The organism is Aquisphaera insulae (assembly GCF_011064615.1).
GTDB classification, from domain to species: domain Bacteria; phylum Planctomycetota; class Planctomycetia; order Isosphaerales; family Isosphaeraceae; genus Aquisphaera; species Aquisphaera insulae.
This window is the reverse complement of sequence record NZ_JAALJH010000022.1, coordinates 1-17,718: the sequence shown is the minus strand read 5'-3', so window position 1 is coordinate 17,718 and position 17,718 is coordinate 1. Positions and strand designations below refer to the sequence as shown.

Below are 17,718 nucleotides of genomic sequence, written 5' to 3'. Positions count from 1 at the left end.
TGAGTGGCGGGCACGCAAGCGGAGGAGGCGTGACCATGCGCCGGCTCGGTAGCATCGCGATCCTCCTCCTCGCGGGCTGCGCGCCGATCGTCGCCGCCCAGGAGCCCGGCCGTGCTCCCGCCGCCGAAAGCTCCCTCAACGCGTCGCTCCTCGACCCGGCCCAGGAAGCCCCCGGGGGCTCGTGGACGCCTCCCCCTTGGCGCGATCCTTACCCGGACGGGCCGAAGACGAGCCGGTTCCTGCTCGGGGACGACTTCCTCTTCCGTTCCCTCAGGGAGGAGACCGGCTTCTCCTTCTACACGTCCCTGACCCAGTTCGAGCAGGGAGTGACTTCCGGCGGGATCGGCCAGGCGTTCCGCTGGGGCGGCAAGTTCGACATGCTCGCCCATCTCGATTCCGACCGGGCCGGCCTCTGGGAAGGGGGAATGCTGGACCTGTTCGCCGAATCCCGCCTGGGCCAGTCGATCGAGGGCTTCGCCGGGTCGCTCTCGCCGACCAACCTGGCGATGTACTTCCCGGTGCCCAACCAGCAGGTCACGGCGATCACCGGCCTGAAGTTCACCCAGGCGATCTCGGATCGCGCGGGGATCTTCTTCGGCAAGCTCAATGCCCTCAACGGCGACCGCGAGAAGTTCCTCAAGTATCCGCTCACGTCCCGGTTCTGGAACGCCGCGTTCAACTTCAACCTGGCGCTCGACCGCTACCCCTACTCCGCGCCCGGGGCGGGCTTCTACTACGAGCCCGAGCGCGGGCCGTCGTTCGCGTTCCTGGTCCTCGATTCCTACAACTCCCCGCGGACCAGCGGCCTGGAGAAGCTCTTCCGGAACGGGGCCTTCCTGTACGCCGAGGCGAAACAGAAGACTGAATTCCTAGGCCTGCCGGGGAAGCAGACCGTCGCGACGCTCTGGGGCACGGGGGCGTTCGAGGACCTGGACCCGGCCTCGTTCGTCGACCTTCCTTCCGGCCCGCTCCACGTCCCGAAACGGCGCGGGACGTGGACCGTGCTCTGGAACGCCGAGCAGCGGCTCCTGGTGGACCCCGAGGACCCGGACCGCGGCATCGGCCTCTACGTCCAGACCGGCCTGGGCGACGGCAACCCGAATCCGACCCGCTGGTTCCTGAGCGTCGCCCTCTGCGGCAACGTGCCGTTCCCGGGCCGTCAGGGAGATACGGCGGGCCTTGGCTACTACAACTTCGGCCTCAGCCAGCAGGCCAAGGACATTCTCCCCGGCCTCCGCGACGAGCCCGGCGGCGAGCTCTTCTACAACCTCCGCCTCGCACCCGGCTGCCACCTCACGCCGGACCTGCAATACATCCGTCCGGGCTTCGCCCCGATCCGCGATGCACTGGTGTTCGGGCTCAGGCTCAAGGCTGATTTCTGACCAGGATGTCTAGCCCCGGGTCAGGTGGGCCGCCAGGTCGCGGGCCTGGACCCGAAGCTCGCGGACGGCCGTCGTTTCCCACAGCCTCTCTTTCAGGAGGGGGCCGATCGCGAAGAGTCGATCGTTCGTGGCCCCATCGGGGCCGATGAGCGCCCCGGACGGCCGGGCTTCCAGGCCCAGCGCCAGCGGCCCGGGCCGCGCGATACCGCGGGCGATGAGCGAGCGGATCAGCGGTGAGGCCGAGTCGCGGATGTCACGCGAGGGGCCCGTGCAGTTGACCAGGCGGCCGAAGGTGAGGACCTGGGGATCGGACCGGTCACGACGGCGGACACGGACGGCCACGGACGCGCCGGCCGGCTCGATCGATTCGACGCGACCAGCGATCACCCTGAGCTGACCGGAGCGCGTCGCCGACTCGAGCAACGCCGCAATCCTGGGGGCGATCCGATGCCGGTGGACATCCCAGCGTGAAGCGAGGTGGCGGAGGAATCGCTCGCGCTCGGCCCCCTCGAGCGCCCCCCATACATCCTGGGCCACGGGCCGGATCCCGTCGATCACGGAGCGCCAGTCACCACCCTCGGATTGACACTGACGAGCCTCGACGCGAACCGTCCTCAGGAGTGCCCGGGCCGTGACGGGACGGCCGGCGGAGAGGACGTGCGGTCGCGGCGGCCCCGCGGACGGGCGATGAGCCTGGGGCAGGAACCCATGCCGCGAGATCGCCACGATCGGGCCGCGATGTCCCCTCGCCCTGGCCTCGACGACGAAATCGACGGCCGTGAGGCCGGTGCCGATGAGGCCGATGGGCTCATCCGGGGCCAGGTCGTCAAGGGCGCCGGGAGTCCATGGGTCGCGCACATAGCCCCTCAGGCCCGCCGCGACGGCGATCCCAGCGGGGTCTGCCGGCGGCGGGTTGCCCAGGGCCAGGACCACCCGGTCGGCCACGATGGTGCGGCCGGCCGCGGTTCGAAGCGCGACCCGATCGCCGAGCTCGAGGTCGGTGATCTGATCGCGAATCGGCTCCACGCGGCCGGACTGTCGAGCCTCGTCGAGGAGCCCTTGCAGGTAGTCTCCGTAGACCATGCGCGGCGCGAACGTGTCCGCGCCGGCCTCCGAATCCCTCCGCCGCAGCCAGTCGAGGAAATGCGTCGGCTCGTCCGGGAGCGCGCTCATCAGGCCAGCGGCGACGTTGAGCAGGTGCGCCTCACAACGCGACCCGTAGGCCGCCCCCCTGGCCAGGCGATCGCCCTTTTCGGCGAGGACGACGCGTACGCCGCCGGCCTTCGCCAGGTGGACGGCCACCATCGTACCGCTGAAGCCGCCGCCGACGATCGCTACCGTCAGTCCTTGCATGACTTCCTCCGCGAGAGGCCGGCCGGGGCGATCGGGCGGGCGGCCGGATGCCCCAGATCAGCTCGGACCGTCACCGGCCGGTCCCGGATCAGGTGGTCATTGGCCGCCAGGGTCGTCTCGTCGAGCGAGTGATAGCGCCATCCGGACGGCGGAGGCGAGTAGACGTGGACGGTGACAAGGTCCTCGCCGGGTGCCTGGAGATTCGCAAGCTGATGGGTGCAGTCGCCGTGGCAGCCGATCACAGTCCCCGCGCCGGAGGCCGCCGCGCGGACCGGCGCGAGCTGGCCACTGGGCACCCGCCGGTAGCGAGTCTCCGTCGCCTCGCCGGATACCACCAGGACGACACACGATGATCCGGCATGATCATGGATCGGACTGGCCTGCCCGCTCCGCCAGCACATGACGAACATCTCGTAATGCGGACGCGAATGGACGGTCGCGCGCCGGTAAGCCCGTTCGTCGAATCCGATCGCGTCGGCGATGTCCTCGGCCTCGAGGTTCAACCCGGCGAGGCCACGTTTCAGCTCCGCCAGCGGGATCGCTTCCTCGCGCGCATCCCAGAGCTGGAGCAATTTCTCGAGCCGCTTGAGCCCTTCCATGGATTGCCCCCTATAGCTCGGTCGCGGCAGAGGGGAATGCCCGCGACGAGGCGGTCCAGGATCTCGACCGGATAGGTTCTGTTACTCTCTATCGTGGATCGAGAAATTCGGCTAGAGGAATTCCCACTGAATTGGTGGGATTTACTTTCGGGCGGTGAGCGATCGGCGATCGGGACGGCCTCCGTGCGCCGGGCGCAGGGCTTGCCAGGGCCCATTCGGCGGGGGTTCTCGCGGACCGCTCTCCGGGCTCGCGGGAGCGGTTCACCCGCCCGGCCTGCTCGGGCGGTTTCCCGGCGTGGATCGCTCGACGCGTGGGCGATCGGCCACCGGCCGGCGCGTCACACCGTCGAACGGTTACAACATGCTCCGTGGCGAACCCTCTTATTTGCAAAACTCATGTTACCGCGATGGTTTAGATCCGCCATGGCTCAGCCTCGCGGCCGGGGGACCACGAACTTTGCCCCTCGACGAGCCCGAAACGTCTGCTCCGGCCTGGTCATGCCCGGAGGCCGGCGGACAACACGACCATTCCGATCAGATTGGTCGTGTTACATCAAAGATCTTTTATTTTTTCCTTGCTTCGTCACATTTTCCGTGGATAATCGGCCCTCGTCGGGTAGGGCGAAGACGACCAGCAAAAACACGAAGGACAGGAGAAACCACGATGACGACCGCCATGATGATGGAGCGGACGGGCATGGGTATGTCGGGCATGCCCCAGGGCACGATGGGCGGCGCGGCCGCGATGCCGAACGCCCCGCAAATGATGATGGTCCCCCGCTGCACGATCAAGATGGAGAAGTGCAAGGGCGGGATGAAGATGATCTGCACGAGCGAGGACAAGATGTCCGCCACCATGATGCAGAACCTCTGCACCATGATGGCCGGCGGGATGTGCTCCTGCTGCATGATGATGAACGGCATGATGATGTGCTGCTGTAACATGATGATGGGCATGTGCAAGTGCGAGATGACCGAAGACGGCGTCTGCATCACCTGCACCAGCGGCGACGAGGCCTGCTGCAAGATGATCCAGGCCTGCTGCGATTGCATGACGGCGATGTGCGACGCCGGCTGCGTCTGCTGCATCTGCATGAACGGCATGCCGGTCTGCTGCGGCTGCTGAGGTCTCCATCCGGTCCATCCGGCCGCGGATTTCGGACCTGCCCCGATCAGACGATCGGGGCAGGTCCGTTTTCCGTTATGCGACCCGGCCGGATCGTTCCCGGAGCCTCCGGTCGGCCGGCCGCGGGGGTTCCCCCGGCCCCTGGAGGCGGCGGGACGTCAAAGGTGGATGGGGCGGAATTCGCGGGCGACCATACGGGGCTGGTCGCGCCGGAATCCACCGTGAAGCTGCTCGCGGGATCAAGTCAGGAAGGCCAGGCCCGCGGGGATTCCGCGGGGCTGGCCCGTTGGGTGTCAGGCTCTGGGATTCGAGGAACGCGCCTTCCGTGGGCGGCTTCAACGCGAGGCCGTGCGTGCCTGGGCCAGCAGACGCTCGACGGTCTCGGTGAACTCCTTCTTGAGCTCGAGGTTGAACTCGGCGCTCGCGGGGCTGGCGAAGCCGGCGTGGATCTGCTTCACGAGCCCGTCGCGGCCGACGAAGAACGTGGCGGGCCAGGTGTTGAGGTTCACCGCCTGCGGGACCTTCGTCCACATCTCCAGCGGCGTGCCGGCGATCAGGTAGGGATACTCGACGCCGTACTTCTTGACGAACGAGCGGACGCGCTTGTAGCCCTGCTCCTGCTGCTCCTCCTCCTCGAAGTCCAGGGCGACGACCTCAAGCCCGCGGTCGCGATACTTCTTGTGGAGCTCGACGAGGAACTGGGCCTCGTCGTGGCAGTTCGGGCACCAGGTGCCGGTGACGACCGCGACCACGACCTTGCCGCGGAACCGCGGGTCGTCGTTCGAGTAGAGCTTGCCGTCGACGTCCGGGAACCGGAACCGGAACGGCTCGCTCTCGTTGCGGACCGTGGTGTGCTTGAGCGGGTCGCTCGGCCGCGGGAGGCCCTTGGCCCTCGCATCGGCCGGCCGATGGGCCACGTAGTGGAGGTAGGTCTTGTCGTACTCCCCGCTCTTGGTCAGGAACTTCGCGTAGGGGCTGTGCAGGGTGAGGTTGAGCGACCCGTCCTTGGCGGGCTCCACGTCCAGGCGGAGGGCCTTCGGTCCGGCGAAGATGCCGAGGACGAACTTGCCGTCCTGGTAGTGGCCGGTGAGGGCCCCGGTGTCGCCGTCGATCCGGAGGATCGAGGCCGTCGCCTCGTCGCCCTTCTGGTGGATGATCAGCCGCCAGGCCTTCTCGCCCTTGGCGCTCTCATTGGGGATCTCCCAGAGGCCGTCGATCGAGGGGACGACCTTCGGATCCGCGGGACGGCGGGGGGTCGGACGTTCGGCCGTGAAGGCGAGCGTGGGCAGGTCCTCGCGGGCGGTGTTCCGGTAGATTCCCTCGATCCGACCGTCCTTGAAGCGGCCTTCGAGCTTGCCCAGGAAGTGGTCGAAATTCAGGACGAACCTGTCCCCATCGAGCTTCCCGCTCGTGGAGGTCACCGGCACCTCCCCGTCGTAGAGAGTCCCCTTGAAGTGGTCGCCCTCCCCAGAGAGCTCGACCCGGAACGGGAGCTCGGCCTTGCCGATGGTGGTCTTCGCCGCCCAGGAGCCGTCGATCGGGCCCGCCTGGGCAAGGGCCGAGGTCGCGACCACGGCCAGAGAGGTGAGGAGTCGCTTCATCATTCGAATTCCTTCTATTTGGTCTCGTCGCCTCGACCGGCCGGGATCCGTCGGGCCCGGATAACCGGCGAGGCTGGGTCGCGAACGGGCATCTATCGTGTCCGGGACGCGCGGGCTCGGACCCCGCACGCCGGTGAGGGGTGCCGGTATCATGTCAGTACGCGTCCGAGCTGATGACCTCGCCGCCGGCCTTCGTCGAGAGGGCCTGGTAGACGCCGAAGCTCGTCCCCGGCTTGAGGGCGAAGGTCGCATAGGGCGGGCTGAGGACGGTCTGCACCACGTTGATCGGTGCATCCTGGTTGGCCCGGTCCAGGGGCCACGAGTTGATCGAATCCTTCACGAACCGCACCGACCCGTCGCAGAACGCGAAATTGACGCCGCCGGGGTGGTAGCTCGACGCCGACATGAGGAAGGTGGACTCGGGGTAGCTGTAGTTCTTGTAGAGGTCGTCGATGTCGGTACGCTTCGGGTTGGGCGGATACATCGTGTTCTGGATGGTGTCGCCGTAGTTGCCGGCCATCCACCAGTGGAATCCCGCCTGGTCGGAGTCGTTGAGCCGGCCGAACGCTCCCTCGCCGAACAGGAACGTATTGCTCGTCCCGTCGGTGATCGAGGCGATCGAGGTGTTGCTGTAGAGGTGGATCACCCCCAGCGCGTTGGCCTTGAAGGCCGGGTAATTGGGCTCGGTCGCGGGATTGGGGCCGATCGGTGGGTTATTCCAGGGGCCCGCCACGCCGCGGTAGCTGGTGCGTCCCACCAGGAAATTCACGAAGAGGGGCGGGTAATTGATCGCGGGGGGATCTCCGATCTTGGCGTCGCTCGGGCAGTAGAGCGTGTTGATCTTCGCCGCCAGGACCGTGAGATTCGACGCGTCGGTGTATCGGAGGTTGCTGTTGTACGCGTTGTACACGTTGCCCTGCTCGATGAACTGGGAAAGCCCGACGATCGCCCCCTTCTCCCAGGTCGTCTGGAGCCCCGCCCAGTTGAAATAACCGCCCACCGGCAGCGTGTTGTGCGTGCTCAGGTAGTTGTGGGCCGCCAGGCCGATCTGCTTCAGGTTGTTGGTGCATTGCGCTCGTCGGGCCGCCTCGCGGGCCGACTGCACGGCCGGCAACAGGAGGGCGATGAGGACGGCGATGATCGCGATCACCACCAGCAGCTCGATCAGCGTGAAGCCGCGACCGAGCGGCATGAGCCGCATGCGTCTATCCATGTCAGGGAGTCTCCTGAGAGTGGAGGCCATCCGAACGGGGCGCGGAGCGACCGGCGGCCCGTCGTCGAGCCATCACGCATCGGTCGCATGGAACCGCAGCCGCCCGCCTCGCTACTTGCCCAATCTCGGATCGAGGAACTGGGCCGGCCGAGCCTGAGGCCCTCGGGCCCTGGCGCCCGCTCGGGAGGCCGGCTTGGAAGGTATCGGGTCGGCCTCCGCGACCAGGGCGTGGGACGGGGGAAGCGCCCCGCCCGTCGAGGTGCCGCAGCCCCCCGCCGCGATCGAAACGGCCAGCCCCGCCCAGCTCAACACGTGTTTCCGCCGCATAAGCACCATCCGCAGCCCCCCCTTCCTCCGCCCCACCCCGTCCGCGTTCGCGAACGAGATGACAACCAAAGATTGAAAGCGTGATCGCTTGAAATCGTGGCGCTCTGATCGAGTTGCTCGGTCGCGACCGGCGAAAGCATATAAAGCCTATAGACTCAATAGACAATGTCAAGTCGGATCATTCAACTTCTCGTTTTTTTACATGTTGACCGAACAGGTTGACAATCGAAATCGAGCCTCAAACTGTTTTCCTTAATGCGTTTATGACGATGATCCGGCCCCAACAAGAATTCGGCTCCAGACTTGACGTGTTTCATATCGATTAGATAGACATAGTAGAGATTCCACCCGGCGACGCCCTGGGCAGGGCACAGACAGGGGCCTGCGATGGGGAAACCGGCACATGCCGTCCTCGCCGCGTGGGCGGACGCGATATTTCGCCTTCAATTGAGGATATGTTCCACAATGTCGACCGTAAATGCATACGCGGGGGGTCCGGGCGGGGCGGCGGCGCGGATCGGCCTCACCCTGCTCATCGGCCTGGGGGCGGGCGTGGCGCCGGCTCGCGCCCAGTTCATCCCCTTCCAGGAGGAGCCGATCCGCTACTACGTCGACAAGCCCGAGGACCCGGTGGCGAAGCTCCAGGAGCGTATCGATCGAGGCGAGAGGCGGCTCCGGTTCGAGGCCCCCAACGGCTATCTCCGGTCGGTCCTCGCCGAGCTGGACGTGCCGCTGTCGTCGCAGGTCCTCGTGTATTCGCGGACCAGCCTCCAGTTCCGCAAGGTCTCGCCGAAGACGCCTCGGGCCCTCTACTTCAACGACGACGTGTACGTGGGCTGGATCAACGGCGGCGACTTCCTGGAGATCGTCTCGTTCGACGCCAATCAGGGTGCCATCTTCTACACGGTGGGCCAGCAACGCGAGGAGGCCCCGGGATTCGCGCGGACGGAGCTCGACTGCATCCAGTGCCACGTCGCACCGAGGACTCGAGGCGTCCCGGGGGTGCTCATCCGATCGATCGTCACGAACGACAAGGGGAACCAGGCCCCGAAGACTCCGACGTACGACACCGACCACCGCAGCCCCCTCTCGGAGCGGTGGGGTGGCTGGTACGTGACCGGATCGCAGGTTCGCCAGCCGCACCTGGGGAACCTCATCGTCGACAAGCCGGCGGGGGGGCCGGTCGGGGCCGCGGCCGGCGGTGATGCGTTCGACCTCTCCTCCCGCTTCCCGCTCGACGAATACGCGGCCAGGCACAGCGACGTGGTCGCCCATCTCGTGCTGGATCACCAGGTGCCGCTGCACAACCTGATCACCCGGGCCAACTACGAGACGCGCCTGGCGCTGCATGCCGAGGCGGCCGCGGGCCGCGGGCCGTCTTCCCTGTCGTCGGAGGCTCGAAAGCGAATCGATGACCCGTCGGAGGAGCTGGTCCGCTATCTCCTCTTCGCCGGAGAGGCGCCGCTCACCGGCCCGGTCGTCGGCGATTCGGGATTCGCCAGGGAATTCTCCGACCGAGGTCCCAGGGACGGTCGAGGGCGGTCGCTGCGAGACTTCGACCTGACCCGGAGGATCTTCAAGTACCCTTGCAGCTACCTGATCTACTCCAAGGCGTTCGACGCCCTGCCCGCGCCGTCGAAGGACTACGTCCAGCGGAGGCTCCTCGAGGTGCTCACGGGCGTCGACGACAGCCCGACGTTCGCCCACCTGACCCGAGTCGACCGGCGCGCCATTCTCGAGATCCTGGTGGCCACGAAGCCCGGCCTACCCCCGGCCTGGAAACTCGCCCTCGTCGGGAAATAGTGCTCCGTCATCACTCAGAATTCGGGTTTCAGGACAGACAGGAATGTCTGTCCCCCAGGTTTAAGCCCAGGTGTGTTGGAGATTTCGGAGGACAGGCATTCCTGCCTGTCCTGCTGCAATCCGAAAATCAGCTCTCACAAAGCACCAGGTCGCCCCAGGGCGAAGCCCATTCCACCGAGCCGGCCGCATTTCATAGTAATCCTATAGAATTTATAGATATTCGGGTTGACCCAGCCCTGTCGGCTCGGCATGAATCGGAGTCGACAGTAGAGGCAACTCGAGGGAATGGCGTCAGCGGCACCCCGCCGCCGCGGTGGCGGTCGAGGGAGATGATCGTCGTGCGCGCCGGTTTCCGGGGGGCCTCGGTCGATCACGCACCGGGGCTTTTCCCCATCGAATGCGAGGACCTACCGTGGAGAGTCGCACCATCATCGCCCGCCACCAGCGGGCCGCGTTCACGCTCATCGAGCTGCTGGTGGTCATCGCGATCATCGCCGTTCTCATCGCCCTGCTGCTCCCCGCGGTCCAATCCGCTCGGGAGGCGGCGAGGCGGATCCAGTGCACGAACAACCTGAAGCAGCTCGGGTTGGCCGCGCACAACTATCATTCGACGTACGATACGTTCCCCACCGCCTGCTTCACCTACCAGGTGGCGGGCAATACCTGGGGGCAGCACGCCCGCATCCTGAGCTTCCTGGAACAAGGGAGCCTGTACAACACGATCAACTTCTCGTTCGGGATCGTCGCGCAGGAGAGCTATACGGCCCTCTACACTCAGATCAACACCTTCCTCTGCCCGTCGGACACGGATCGGATGACCGACGCCTCGAACTCGGCCAATGCGGTCGGCTACTCGCGGACGAATTACCGCGGCAACGGCGGCAACGACACCGGTGCGCTGAACGCGACCTTCACGACCGAGCAGAACAATGGCCCCTTCATCGCCTACCAGACGGTCAAGATCGCCCGGATCACCGACGGGACCAGCAACACCGCACTGTTCTCCGAGGCCCTGCTGGGAGACGGCTCGGCGAGCACGGTCTCCGTCCCCGGCGACTGGTTCGCGGTGACGCCCGCGGGCGCGAGCAAGCTGGACCTGTACCAGGCCTGCAATGCGCTCAACACGACGGGCCTGACCGGCGACGACAAGCAGAACTCCTACGGGGGACGCACCTGGGCGACCGGCTGGTACCAGGCCACCCGCTACACGCACATCTTGCCGCCGAACTCCAAGAGTTGCGTCTACAACGTGAACAATGCCGTCAATCTCATCAGCGCGACGAACAACGGGGCGACGGCGACGACGGCATCGAGCCGGCATCCCGGCGGCGTCAACGTCCTGATGGCCGACGGCTCCGTCCGGTTCATCAAGGGTTCGGTCGCGGCGCCGACCTGGTGGGCCCTCGGCAGCACCGGCGGCGGCGAGGTCATCTCCGCGGATGGATTCTGACCGGGCACGAAGGGAGCTCGGTCGAACGGGCGGAGACTCTCCCACATTCACGAACGAAAGGGTTGCAGCGATGAACATGATGCGTATCCGTAGGCGGGTCCGACTCGGGGCCCTCGCGACGGCGATCCTCGGCCTGGGCGCCGGATCGGTGGCCGCCCAGGATGAGGATTTCAAAGGGGTCATCGGCAAGACCCTGGGCGAATCGAAGCCCTATTACCCGCCCCCCGTCCGGCCAAGGGAGGGGGCGCCCAACGTGGTCTATATCCTCCTCGACGACTTCGGGTTCTCGGACCTCGGGTCGTACGGGTCGGAGATCCGGACGCCGCACATCGACGGGCTGGCGGCATCCGGGCTCCGGTACAACAACTACCACTCGCGTGCCGTCTGCTCCCCCACGCGAGCCGCCCTCCTGACCGGCCGGAACGCCCATTCGGTCGGCCTCAACACGGTGGCCAATTCCGAGAACGGCTTCCCCAACGGCCGGGGCCAGGTCACGCGGGCCGCGGCGACGGTGGCCGAGCTGCTCCGGGCCTCGGGATACAACACCTACGCCTTTGGGAAGTGGCATCTGGTGCCGCCCCGGAACACGTCCCCCATCGGGCCGTTCGAGAACTGGCCGCTCCAGCGCGGGTTCGACCGTTATTACGGCTTCCTCAACGGCATGACGGACCAGTATCACCCCGAACTCGTCCGGGACAATACCCGGATCGACCCGCCGTCGAAGCCCGGCTATCACCTGACCGAGGACCTGGTGGACCAGGCGATCGGCACGCTCAAGAGCCATGTCGCCTCCGGCCCCGACAAGCCCTTCTTCCTCTACCTGGCGCTGGGCGCGACTCATTCTCCCCACCAGGTCCCGCGTCCCTACATCGAGAAGTACGTCCCGGTCTTCGAGAAGGGATGGGACCGGACCCGAGCGGACCGGCTGGCCCGCCAGAAGCAGCTCGGGATCGTCCCCTCGAGCACCGAACTCGCCCCTCCCAACACGGGCATCAAGCCGTGGGATAGCCTGAGTGCCGACGAGAAACGGCTCTTCGTGCGGCTTCAGGCGGCCTATGCCGGATTCGTCGAGCACACCGACGAGCAGGTCGGCCGGCTGATCGAGGCCCTGCGGGCCCACGACCGGCTGGAGAACACGATCATCGTGGTCAGCGCCGACAATGGCGCCAGCCCCGGCGGCGGCCTCGACGGCACCCTCAACTGGGTGGCCGACATGAACGGCCTCCGCGACCACGCCGCCGAACTGGTCAAGCGGCTCGACGACATCGGCACCGAGCATTCGTTCGAGGATTACCCCCAAGGCTGGGCCCAGGCGGGCAACACCCCGTTCCCCAATTACAAGGGCTCGATCCGCGGCGGCGGGGTCAACGAACCGCTGATCATCCACTGGCCCCGCGGGATCTCCCAGAAGGGGGCCGTCCGCTCCCAGTTCGTCGACGTGATCGATATCACGCCGACCGTGCTGGACCTGGCCGGCATCCAGGCCCCGAAGGTCTTCAACGGCGTGCCCCAGAAGCCCCTGGAGGGGGCCAGCATCGCGGCCAGCTTCAAGGACCCGAGTGCCCCCGCCGCCCGCGACACGCAGTATTTCGAGTTCGGCGGCCAGCGGGCCCTCTGGCACAACGGCTGGAAGGCCGTCGCCGTGCATCGCCCGAACACCAGCTACGACGACGACCGCTGGGAGCTGTTCCGTCTCGACGAGGACTTCTCCGAGACCAGGGACGTGGCCGCCGCGCACCCCGACATCCTCACCAAGCTCAAGTCGCTCTGGTGGCGAGACGCCGAGCGCTATGGCGTGCTGCCCCTCCAGGACATCTCGTGGCGCGGGCCGGAGCGGCGAGCGGCGAAGCCCCAGCTCCAACCGGGGCACCCCTCCCAGCGCAAGTCGTACACGTTCTACCCCGGGCAGGAGCACATCCCGGCCGAGGCCTCGCCGGACATCCTCAACCGGCGGTTCTCGGTGGCGACCGAAATCGATGGGGGGGGCAAGGCCGTGGAGGGCGTGATCCTCGCCCAGGGCGCCACCAACGGCGGTTATGTCCTCTACGTGAAGGAGGGGAAGCTCGTCTTCGACTTCAACGACCTCGGCCGCAGCCACTCCGTCATCTCGTCGGGGGAGCCGCTCGACCTGGCGGCGGGCAAGCAGTCGATCCGCCTCGAGTATGTCCCTTCCAGCGTGACCGAGGGGACGGCCGTGCTGACGGTCAATGGCAAGAAGGTCGGCGAGGGCAAGGTCCGCAAGTCGCCCACGACCCGCGTCCTGACCTGGGAAGGCTTGGACGTCGGCCGCGACGCCTATTCGCCCGTGAGCGACGCCTACGCCGCCAGGGGGGACTTCGCCTTCGCCCCGGGCGCCCTGGGTAAGGTCCAGGTCGAGCTCGGCGAGCGCGTCGAGCCGGCATCCACCGTCCGGGCCACGGAGAGTCAATGATCCGCTCCCACCACCCCGGCCGGTAGAGGGCGGGGCGGACGGGAGGGCGAGGCGACCCAATCCGGAGGCCCTCGCATCCCGGCCCGCCCCGTCACCGCTCCCTCATCACCTCCCCGCCGTCCTTCCCGCCTCGCCGGCACGGGCCATCTTCGAGGAAGGACTTCGAGCGAGACGGTCATATCCTCGGAGACCACTCCCTCCGCCGCCATCGCCCGCCGCCGCTGAGTTGAAAGCTTCGGCAGCGACCCCGAGGCTCCTGGCTGGCTCCCCGCCGGCTTCCCGTACTCTGACCGATCGCCTCGGATTCAGTCGGACGAGAGGGTGGGGCGGTATCGCCGCGTTCGGCGACGAGCTAACATTTCGATCATGAACGCCGGTGTCATCGCGAGCGAGGCCTTGCCGTCATGAGCAACCTCACGCCCGGGTTTGCCTGGGAGCGTGCCCTGGCGCGCCTCGGAGTCGCCATCCTCACCGCGATCATCCCGGTCTTCGGTCTAACGATGATCCTTTGTAGCCCTTTCGTGCCCTGGTTACTGCCGCGGTCGGAGGTCCTGCCGGTCTGGATCCGGGATGGGATCGTGATGGCGACCTCGGTCGTGGTGGGGTATCTCCTCCTGCGACTGGCCGTCCGGCTGACGGCCTGGCTCGCGGAAGGATCCAGCAGGGATCGCACGACGAGCGTTCATGGCCGAGGGGGACCCGGGCCGAGCGACCCGCTCTGGGACCCCGAGCTCGACCGGTGACGACGGCCCCGGCTTCCCCGTCCGTCCTGCCTCCACTTAGAATTGGCTGCCTGGGACGCGGGGCTTCCGGGACGGGGAGGGCACACGAGACGATGTCGGACTGGCGGCAGGCAATCGACGGGTGGATCAACGATCACGCGGACGAGATCCGCGACGTGAGGCGACATCTGCACGCCCACCCGGAGCCGAGCAAGGAGGAATACCAGACGACGCGGTTCCTCGCCGGCCGGCTGGAGAAGGCCGGGATCCCCGTCCGGATCGCACCCTCGGGCCGGGGCCTCGTGGCGGGCCCGCCTCCGGCGGATGGGCACAGCCTCGTCGCCTTCCGCGCCGACATCGACGCCCTGAGGATCCAGGACGCGAAGGAGACGCCCTATCGCTCGTCACGCGAGGGCATCACGCACGCCTGCGGGCACGACGCCCACGCCGCCATGGCACTGGGGACGGCGATGGCGCTTTGGGAGTGTCGGGACAGCCTGCCCGGCCCCATCCCCTGGCGGGCGATCTTCCAGCCGGCGGAGGAGATCGGCGTCGGGGCCCACGAGATGGTGGCGGCCGGGGCGATGAACGGGGTTTCCTCGGTCATCGCGGTGCACGTCGACCCGGCCACGGCCGTCGGCAAGGTCGCCTACCGCGCGGGCGTCCTCACGGCCTTCTGCCAGGAGCTCCAGGTCGTGATCCAGGGCATGGGGGGGCACGCGGCGCGTCCGCATCAGTCGATCGACCCCATCGGCGTCGCCAGCCAGTTCATCACGAGCGTCTACCAGTTCGTGCCTCGATCGGTCGATTCGCGGGATCCGGTGGTCGTCACCTTCGGGTCGATCCAGGGGGGGACCAGCCCGAACATCATCCCGGAGTACGTCCTCCTCAAGGGGACGATCCGGACGCTCGGCGAGACCTCGGCGCGGCGGGTTGGCGAGCGGATCAAGCAGATTGCCTTCGGCCTGACGGAGGCCAGCGGCGCCCTGATCGAGGTGGAGCTGCGGCGGGGGACCGACGCGGTCGTGAATGATCCCGAGGTGACTCGCACGTGCGTCCGGGCCGCCGGCGAGATCGTCGGGCCGGCGAACCTCGAGGAGATCCCCCTGCCGAGCATGGGCGGCGAGGATTTCTCCGGCTATCTGAAGCATGCGCCGGGGTGCCTGCTGCGGCTCGGTGTCGGCGACCCGGACCGGGCTTCTCCGTTCCTGCATTCCCCTCACTTCGACATCGACGAGCGGGCCCTTGCGCTGGGGGCCAGGGTCCTGGCGCACGGCACGGTCCTGCTCTCGGACGCGTCGCGGAGCCACCGATCGTGAGCCCATACGTGTTCGCCAGGAGCGACGGCCCGACGCTCGGCGTCGAGCTCGAGCTGAACCTCGTCGATGCGGGGACCATGGCGCTACGGAGCGGCGCGACGTCCATCCTGGAGGCGCTCCCCCCGGGCCTTGAAGGCTCGGTGAAGCCGGAGCTCTTCCAGTGTTACGTCGAGATCAACACGGGCATCTGCCGTGACGTGGACGAGGTCGGCCACGACCTGGCGGTCAAGATCGCCGCCATCGAACGGCTGGCCGTCGATCGCGGCATGGCACTCTTCTGGAGCGGCACGCATCCGTTCTCTCCCTGGCAGGCGCAGGAGGTCACCCCGACGGAGCGATATCTCGGGCTGGTGGACCTGCTCCAGGAGACGGCCCGCCGGCTGATCACGTTTGGGCTCCACGTCCACGTGGGGCTGGACTCCGGCGACAAGGCCATCATGATCTGCGACCGGATCCTCCCCTACCTCCCGGTCCTGCTGGCCCTGTCGGCGAACAGCCCGTTCTGGCAGGGGCGGGACACGGGCCTGCACTCGCATCGCAGCAAGGTGATGGAGACCCTGCCGACCTCCGGGCTGCCCCCGCTGATGCGGAACTGGAGCGAGTACACCTGGCTCCTGAACCACATGGTCGAGACCGGGTTCATCACGACGATCCGCGAGATCTGGTGGGACGTCCGGCCGCACCACAACTTCGGCACGGTGGAGGTGCGGATCTGCGACATGCCGCCGACGCTTCGCCATGCCCTGGGCCTGACGGCCCTGGTGCAGTGCCTCGTCGAGGAGCTGTCCGAGGAGATCGACCGCGGGATCTACCAGTCCGATTGCCACCCGTTCCTCGTCCGCCAGAACAAGTGGCGGGCGGCCCGGTACGGGATGAATGCGCACCTCGTCGATCCCCGCTCCTTCCGCGTCGTGCCCGTCCGCCGGACCATCCATGAGCTCGTCGACCGGCTCAGGGACCGGGCCCGGGACCTCGGCTGCCTCGCCCACCTCGAGCTCGCCCGCGAGCTGGCCGACGAGCCGACCGGGTCCGTCCGACAGCTCGAGACCTACCGGCAGACGAACGACCTGGCCGAGGTCGTCCGGCGGATGGTCGCCATGAGCCGACTTTCGAGCTCAACGTGACGGGGCCGCTCCCGGATGGCCCGAACGACCCCGTCGCCGGGGACGCCTTCACGGCTTCTTCACGATTCCTTCATTCGTGAGTCACCGGATCTCCTAGAATGGACCGGAGATCGACGCGAGATTTCGCCTCTCCGAACTGAGAATGGTAAGGCTACCATGCCCAAGCCCAAGATTCTGGTGATCGAGGACGAGCGGACGCTGGTCGAGGTCCTCGCGGTGAACCTGGAGCGCGAAGGTTTCGAGGTCATCCTGGCGCACGACGGCCAGGAAGGCCTCCGCCAGGCCCAGTTGAAGCTTCCGGACCTGATCGTGCTGGACCTGATGCTGCCGCTCAAGCCGGGCCTGGAGGTCTGCCGCGAGCTGAGGATGGGCTCGCGGACGCGCGACATCCCGATCATCATGGTCACCGCCAAGGCGGAGGAAACCGACCAGCTCGTCGGTTTCGCCACCGGCGCGGACGACTACGTGACCAAGCCCTACAGCATGAAGGTCCTGATCCAGCGGATCAAGAAGGAGCTGCGGCGGGCCCAATCGCAGGAAGAGCTGCCCGCCGGCACCGTGCTGGAGGGCCAGGGCGTGGTCATCGACCGGAACAGCCACCGGGCCCTCTACCGCGATCAGGAGCTGCCGCTCACGCCGACCGAGTTCCGTCTCCTCGAAGTGCTGCTCCGCCAGGCCGGCCGCGCCTTCAGCCGCTATGAGCTGATGGACGCGGCCATCGGCGAGGATGCGATCGTCCTGGAGCGGACGATCGACGTGCACATCCGCAGTCTGAGGAAGAAGCTCGGTGAGGCCGGCGAGCTCATCGAGACCGTCCGCGGGGTCGGCTATCGGTTCCACGAGCCTCGCCTGGTCGGCGCCTGAGCGAAGGGGCGGAGTGGTGCGGCCTGTCGACCCGCCCGGGGGCCCGTCGCGGCCGCATCCGCCCGCATCTCCTGGAGGTGAGGTCGAGTGCCGTCCCGCTCCGGCACGAGCTCCGCGCGGACCACGTTGACCGACCGGGGCGCCTCGATCCCGAGTCGGACCTGCCCCCCCTCCAGCCGGACGACGGTCACGCAGATGTCGTCTCCGATGTAGAGCCTCTCCATCAGCTTACGGGTCAGAACCAGCATGTCTTTCGTCCTCGCTCGCTCCTTGGTTCGGTGAGTCCCTCTGCCAGAACACTAGGTCATACTTCGAGGTAGGGGCGAGGGCACCCGGAAAGGTGCGAGGGCGAGGAGCCCGAATCAGAACCAGACCGCGTCCCCCCGCGACCTCGGCGATTCCCC

General features: G+C 67.3%; 15 protein-coding genes. 9 read left to right on the top strand and 6 right to left on the bottom strand.

Annotation, left to right across the window (positions count from 1 at the left end; genetic code table 11):
• Positions 1-35: 35 nt before the first annotated feature.
• Positions 36-1,382, top strand: a complete 1,347-nt coding sequence (locus G6O54_RS14165) for a carbohydrate porin (RefSeq protein ID WP_165226296.1) — start codon at positions 36-38, stop codon at positions 1,380-1,382.
• Between the two features lie 9 nt (positions 1,383-1,391).
• On the opposite strand, the gene G6O54_RS14160 is transcribed toward G6O54_RS14165, so the two are convergent.
• Both G6O54_RS14160 and G6O54_RS14155 read right to left on the bottom strand, forming a co-directional pair.
• Positions 1,392-2,735 carry an FAD/NAD(P)-binding protein gene (locus G6O54_RS14160; protein WP_165226295.1) on the bottom strand — a complete coding sequence of 448 codons (1,344 nt, stop codon included), beginning with the start codon at positions 2,733-2,735 and terminating at the stop codon, positions 1,392-1,394.
• Positions 2,723-3,334: a cysteine dioxygenase gene (locus G6O54_RS14155; RefSeq protein WP_165226294.1), complete on the bottom strand. Its 612-nt coding sequence runs from the start codon at positions 3,332-3,334 to the stop codon at positions 2,723-2,725. Before G6O54_RS14155 ends, G6O54_RS14160 begins: the two co-directional genes overlap by 13 nt.
• A gap of 664 nt (positions 3,335-3,998) precedes the next feature.
• Here G6O54_RS14155 and G6O54_RS14150 point away from each other — a divergent pair.
• On the top strand, positions 3,999-4,460 hold the full coding sequence (locus G6O54_RS14150; protein ID WP_165226293.1) for a hypothetical protein: 462 nt from the start codon (positions 3,999-4,001) through the stop codon (positions 4,458-4,460).
• A gap of 335 nt (positions 4,461-4,795) precedes the next feature.
• Here G6O54_RS14150 and G6O54_RS14145 read toward each other — a convergent pair whose 3' ends face one another.
• The 3 genes from G6O54_RS14145 to G6O54_RS14135 all read right to left on the bottom strand — a co-directional run bounded on the left by G6O54_RS14145 (position 4,796) and on the right by G6O54_RS14135 (position 7,601).
• The gene (locus G6O54_RS14145) at positions 4,796-6,064 is read right to left on the bottom strand and encodes a peroxiredoxin family protein (RefSeq protein ID WP_165226292.1); all 1,269 of its coding nucleotides are present in this window, start codon (positions 6,062-6,064) and stop codon (positions 4,796-4,798) included.
• A 151-nt stretch (positions 6,065-6,215) separates the two neighbouring features.
• Positions 6,216-7,274, bottom strand: a complete 1,059-nt coding sequence (locus G6O54_RS14140; protein ID WP_250846885.1) for a DUF1559 domain-containing protein — start codon at positions 7,272-7,274, stop codon at positions 6,216-6,218.
• Between the two features lie 111 nt (positions 7,275-7,385).
• Positions 7,386-7,601, bottom strand: a complete 216-nt coding sequence (locus tag G6O54_RS14135; protein ID WP_165226291.1) for a hypothetical protein — start codon at positions 7,599-7,601, stop codon at positions 7,386-7,388.
• A gap of 465 nt (positions 7,602-8,066) precedes the next feature.
• On the opposite strand from G6O54_RS14135, the gene G6O54_RS14130 reads away from it, so the two are divergent.
• The 7 genes from G6O54_RS14130 to G6O54_RS14100 all read left to right on the top strand — a co-directional run bounded on the left by G6O54_RS14130 (position 8,067) and on the right by G6O54_RS14100 (position 17,314).
• A complete protein-coding gene (locus G6O54_RS14130; protein WP_165226290.1) occupies positions 8,067-9,404 on the top strand; it encodes a hypothetical protein in 1,338 nt (445 codons plus the stop codon).
• Positions 9,405-9,816: 412 nt separating this feature from the next.
• A complete protein-coding gene (locus G6O54_RS14125) occupies positions 9,817-10,854 on the top strand; it encodes a DUF1559 domain-containing protein (RefSeq protein WP_250846884.1) in 1,038 nt (345 codons plus the stop codon).
• Between the two features lie 76 nt (positions 10,855-10,930).
• Positions 10,931-13,285: an arylsulfatase gene (locus G6O54_RS14120; protein ID WP_205678784.1), complete on the top strand. Its 2,355-nt coding sequence runs from the start codon at positions 10,931-10,933 to the stop codon at positions 13,283-13,285.
• A gap of 404 nt (positions 13,286-13,689) precedes the next feature.
• Positions 13,690-14,028, top strand: a complete 339-nt coding sequence (locus tag G6O54_RS14115; protein WP_165226288.1) for a hypothetical protein — start codon at positions 13,690-13,692, stop codon at positions 14,026-14,028.
• Positions 14,029-14,120: 92 nt separating this feature from the next.
• Positions 14,121-15,326, top strand: a complete 1,206-nt coding sequence (locus tag G6O54_RS14110) for a M20 metallopeptidase family protein (RefSeq protein ID WP_165226287.1) — start codon at positions 14,121-14,123, stop codon at positions 15,324-15,326.
• Positions 15,323-16,450 (top strand): carboxylate-amine ligase, encoded by a 1,128-nt coding sequence (locus G6O54_RS14105; protein ID WP_165226286.1) that lies wholly within the window; start codon positions 15,323-15,325, stop codon positions 16,448-16,450. The genes G6O54_RS14110 and G6O54_RS14105 overlap by 4 nt, the downstream gene beginning before the upstream one ends.
• Positions 16,451-16,606: 156 nt before the next feature.
• Complete coding sequence (locus G6O54_RS14100; protein ID WP_165226285.1) at positions 16,607-17,314, top strand: winged helix-turn-helix domain-containing protein; 708 nt, start codon at positions 16,607-16,609, stop codon at positions 17,312-17,314.
• Here the strand turns inward: G6O54_RS14100 and G6O54_RS38830 are convergent.
• On the bottom strand, positions 17,278-17,562 hold the full coding sequence (locus tag G6O54_RS38830; RefSeq protein WP_165226284.1) for a carbon storage regulator: 285 nt from the start codon (positions 17,560-17,562) through the stop codon (positions 17,278-17,280). The genes G6O54_RS14100 and G6O54_RS38830 overlap by 37 nt on opposite strands.
• Positions 17,563-17,718: the final 156 nt, after the last annotated feature.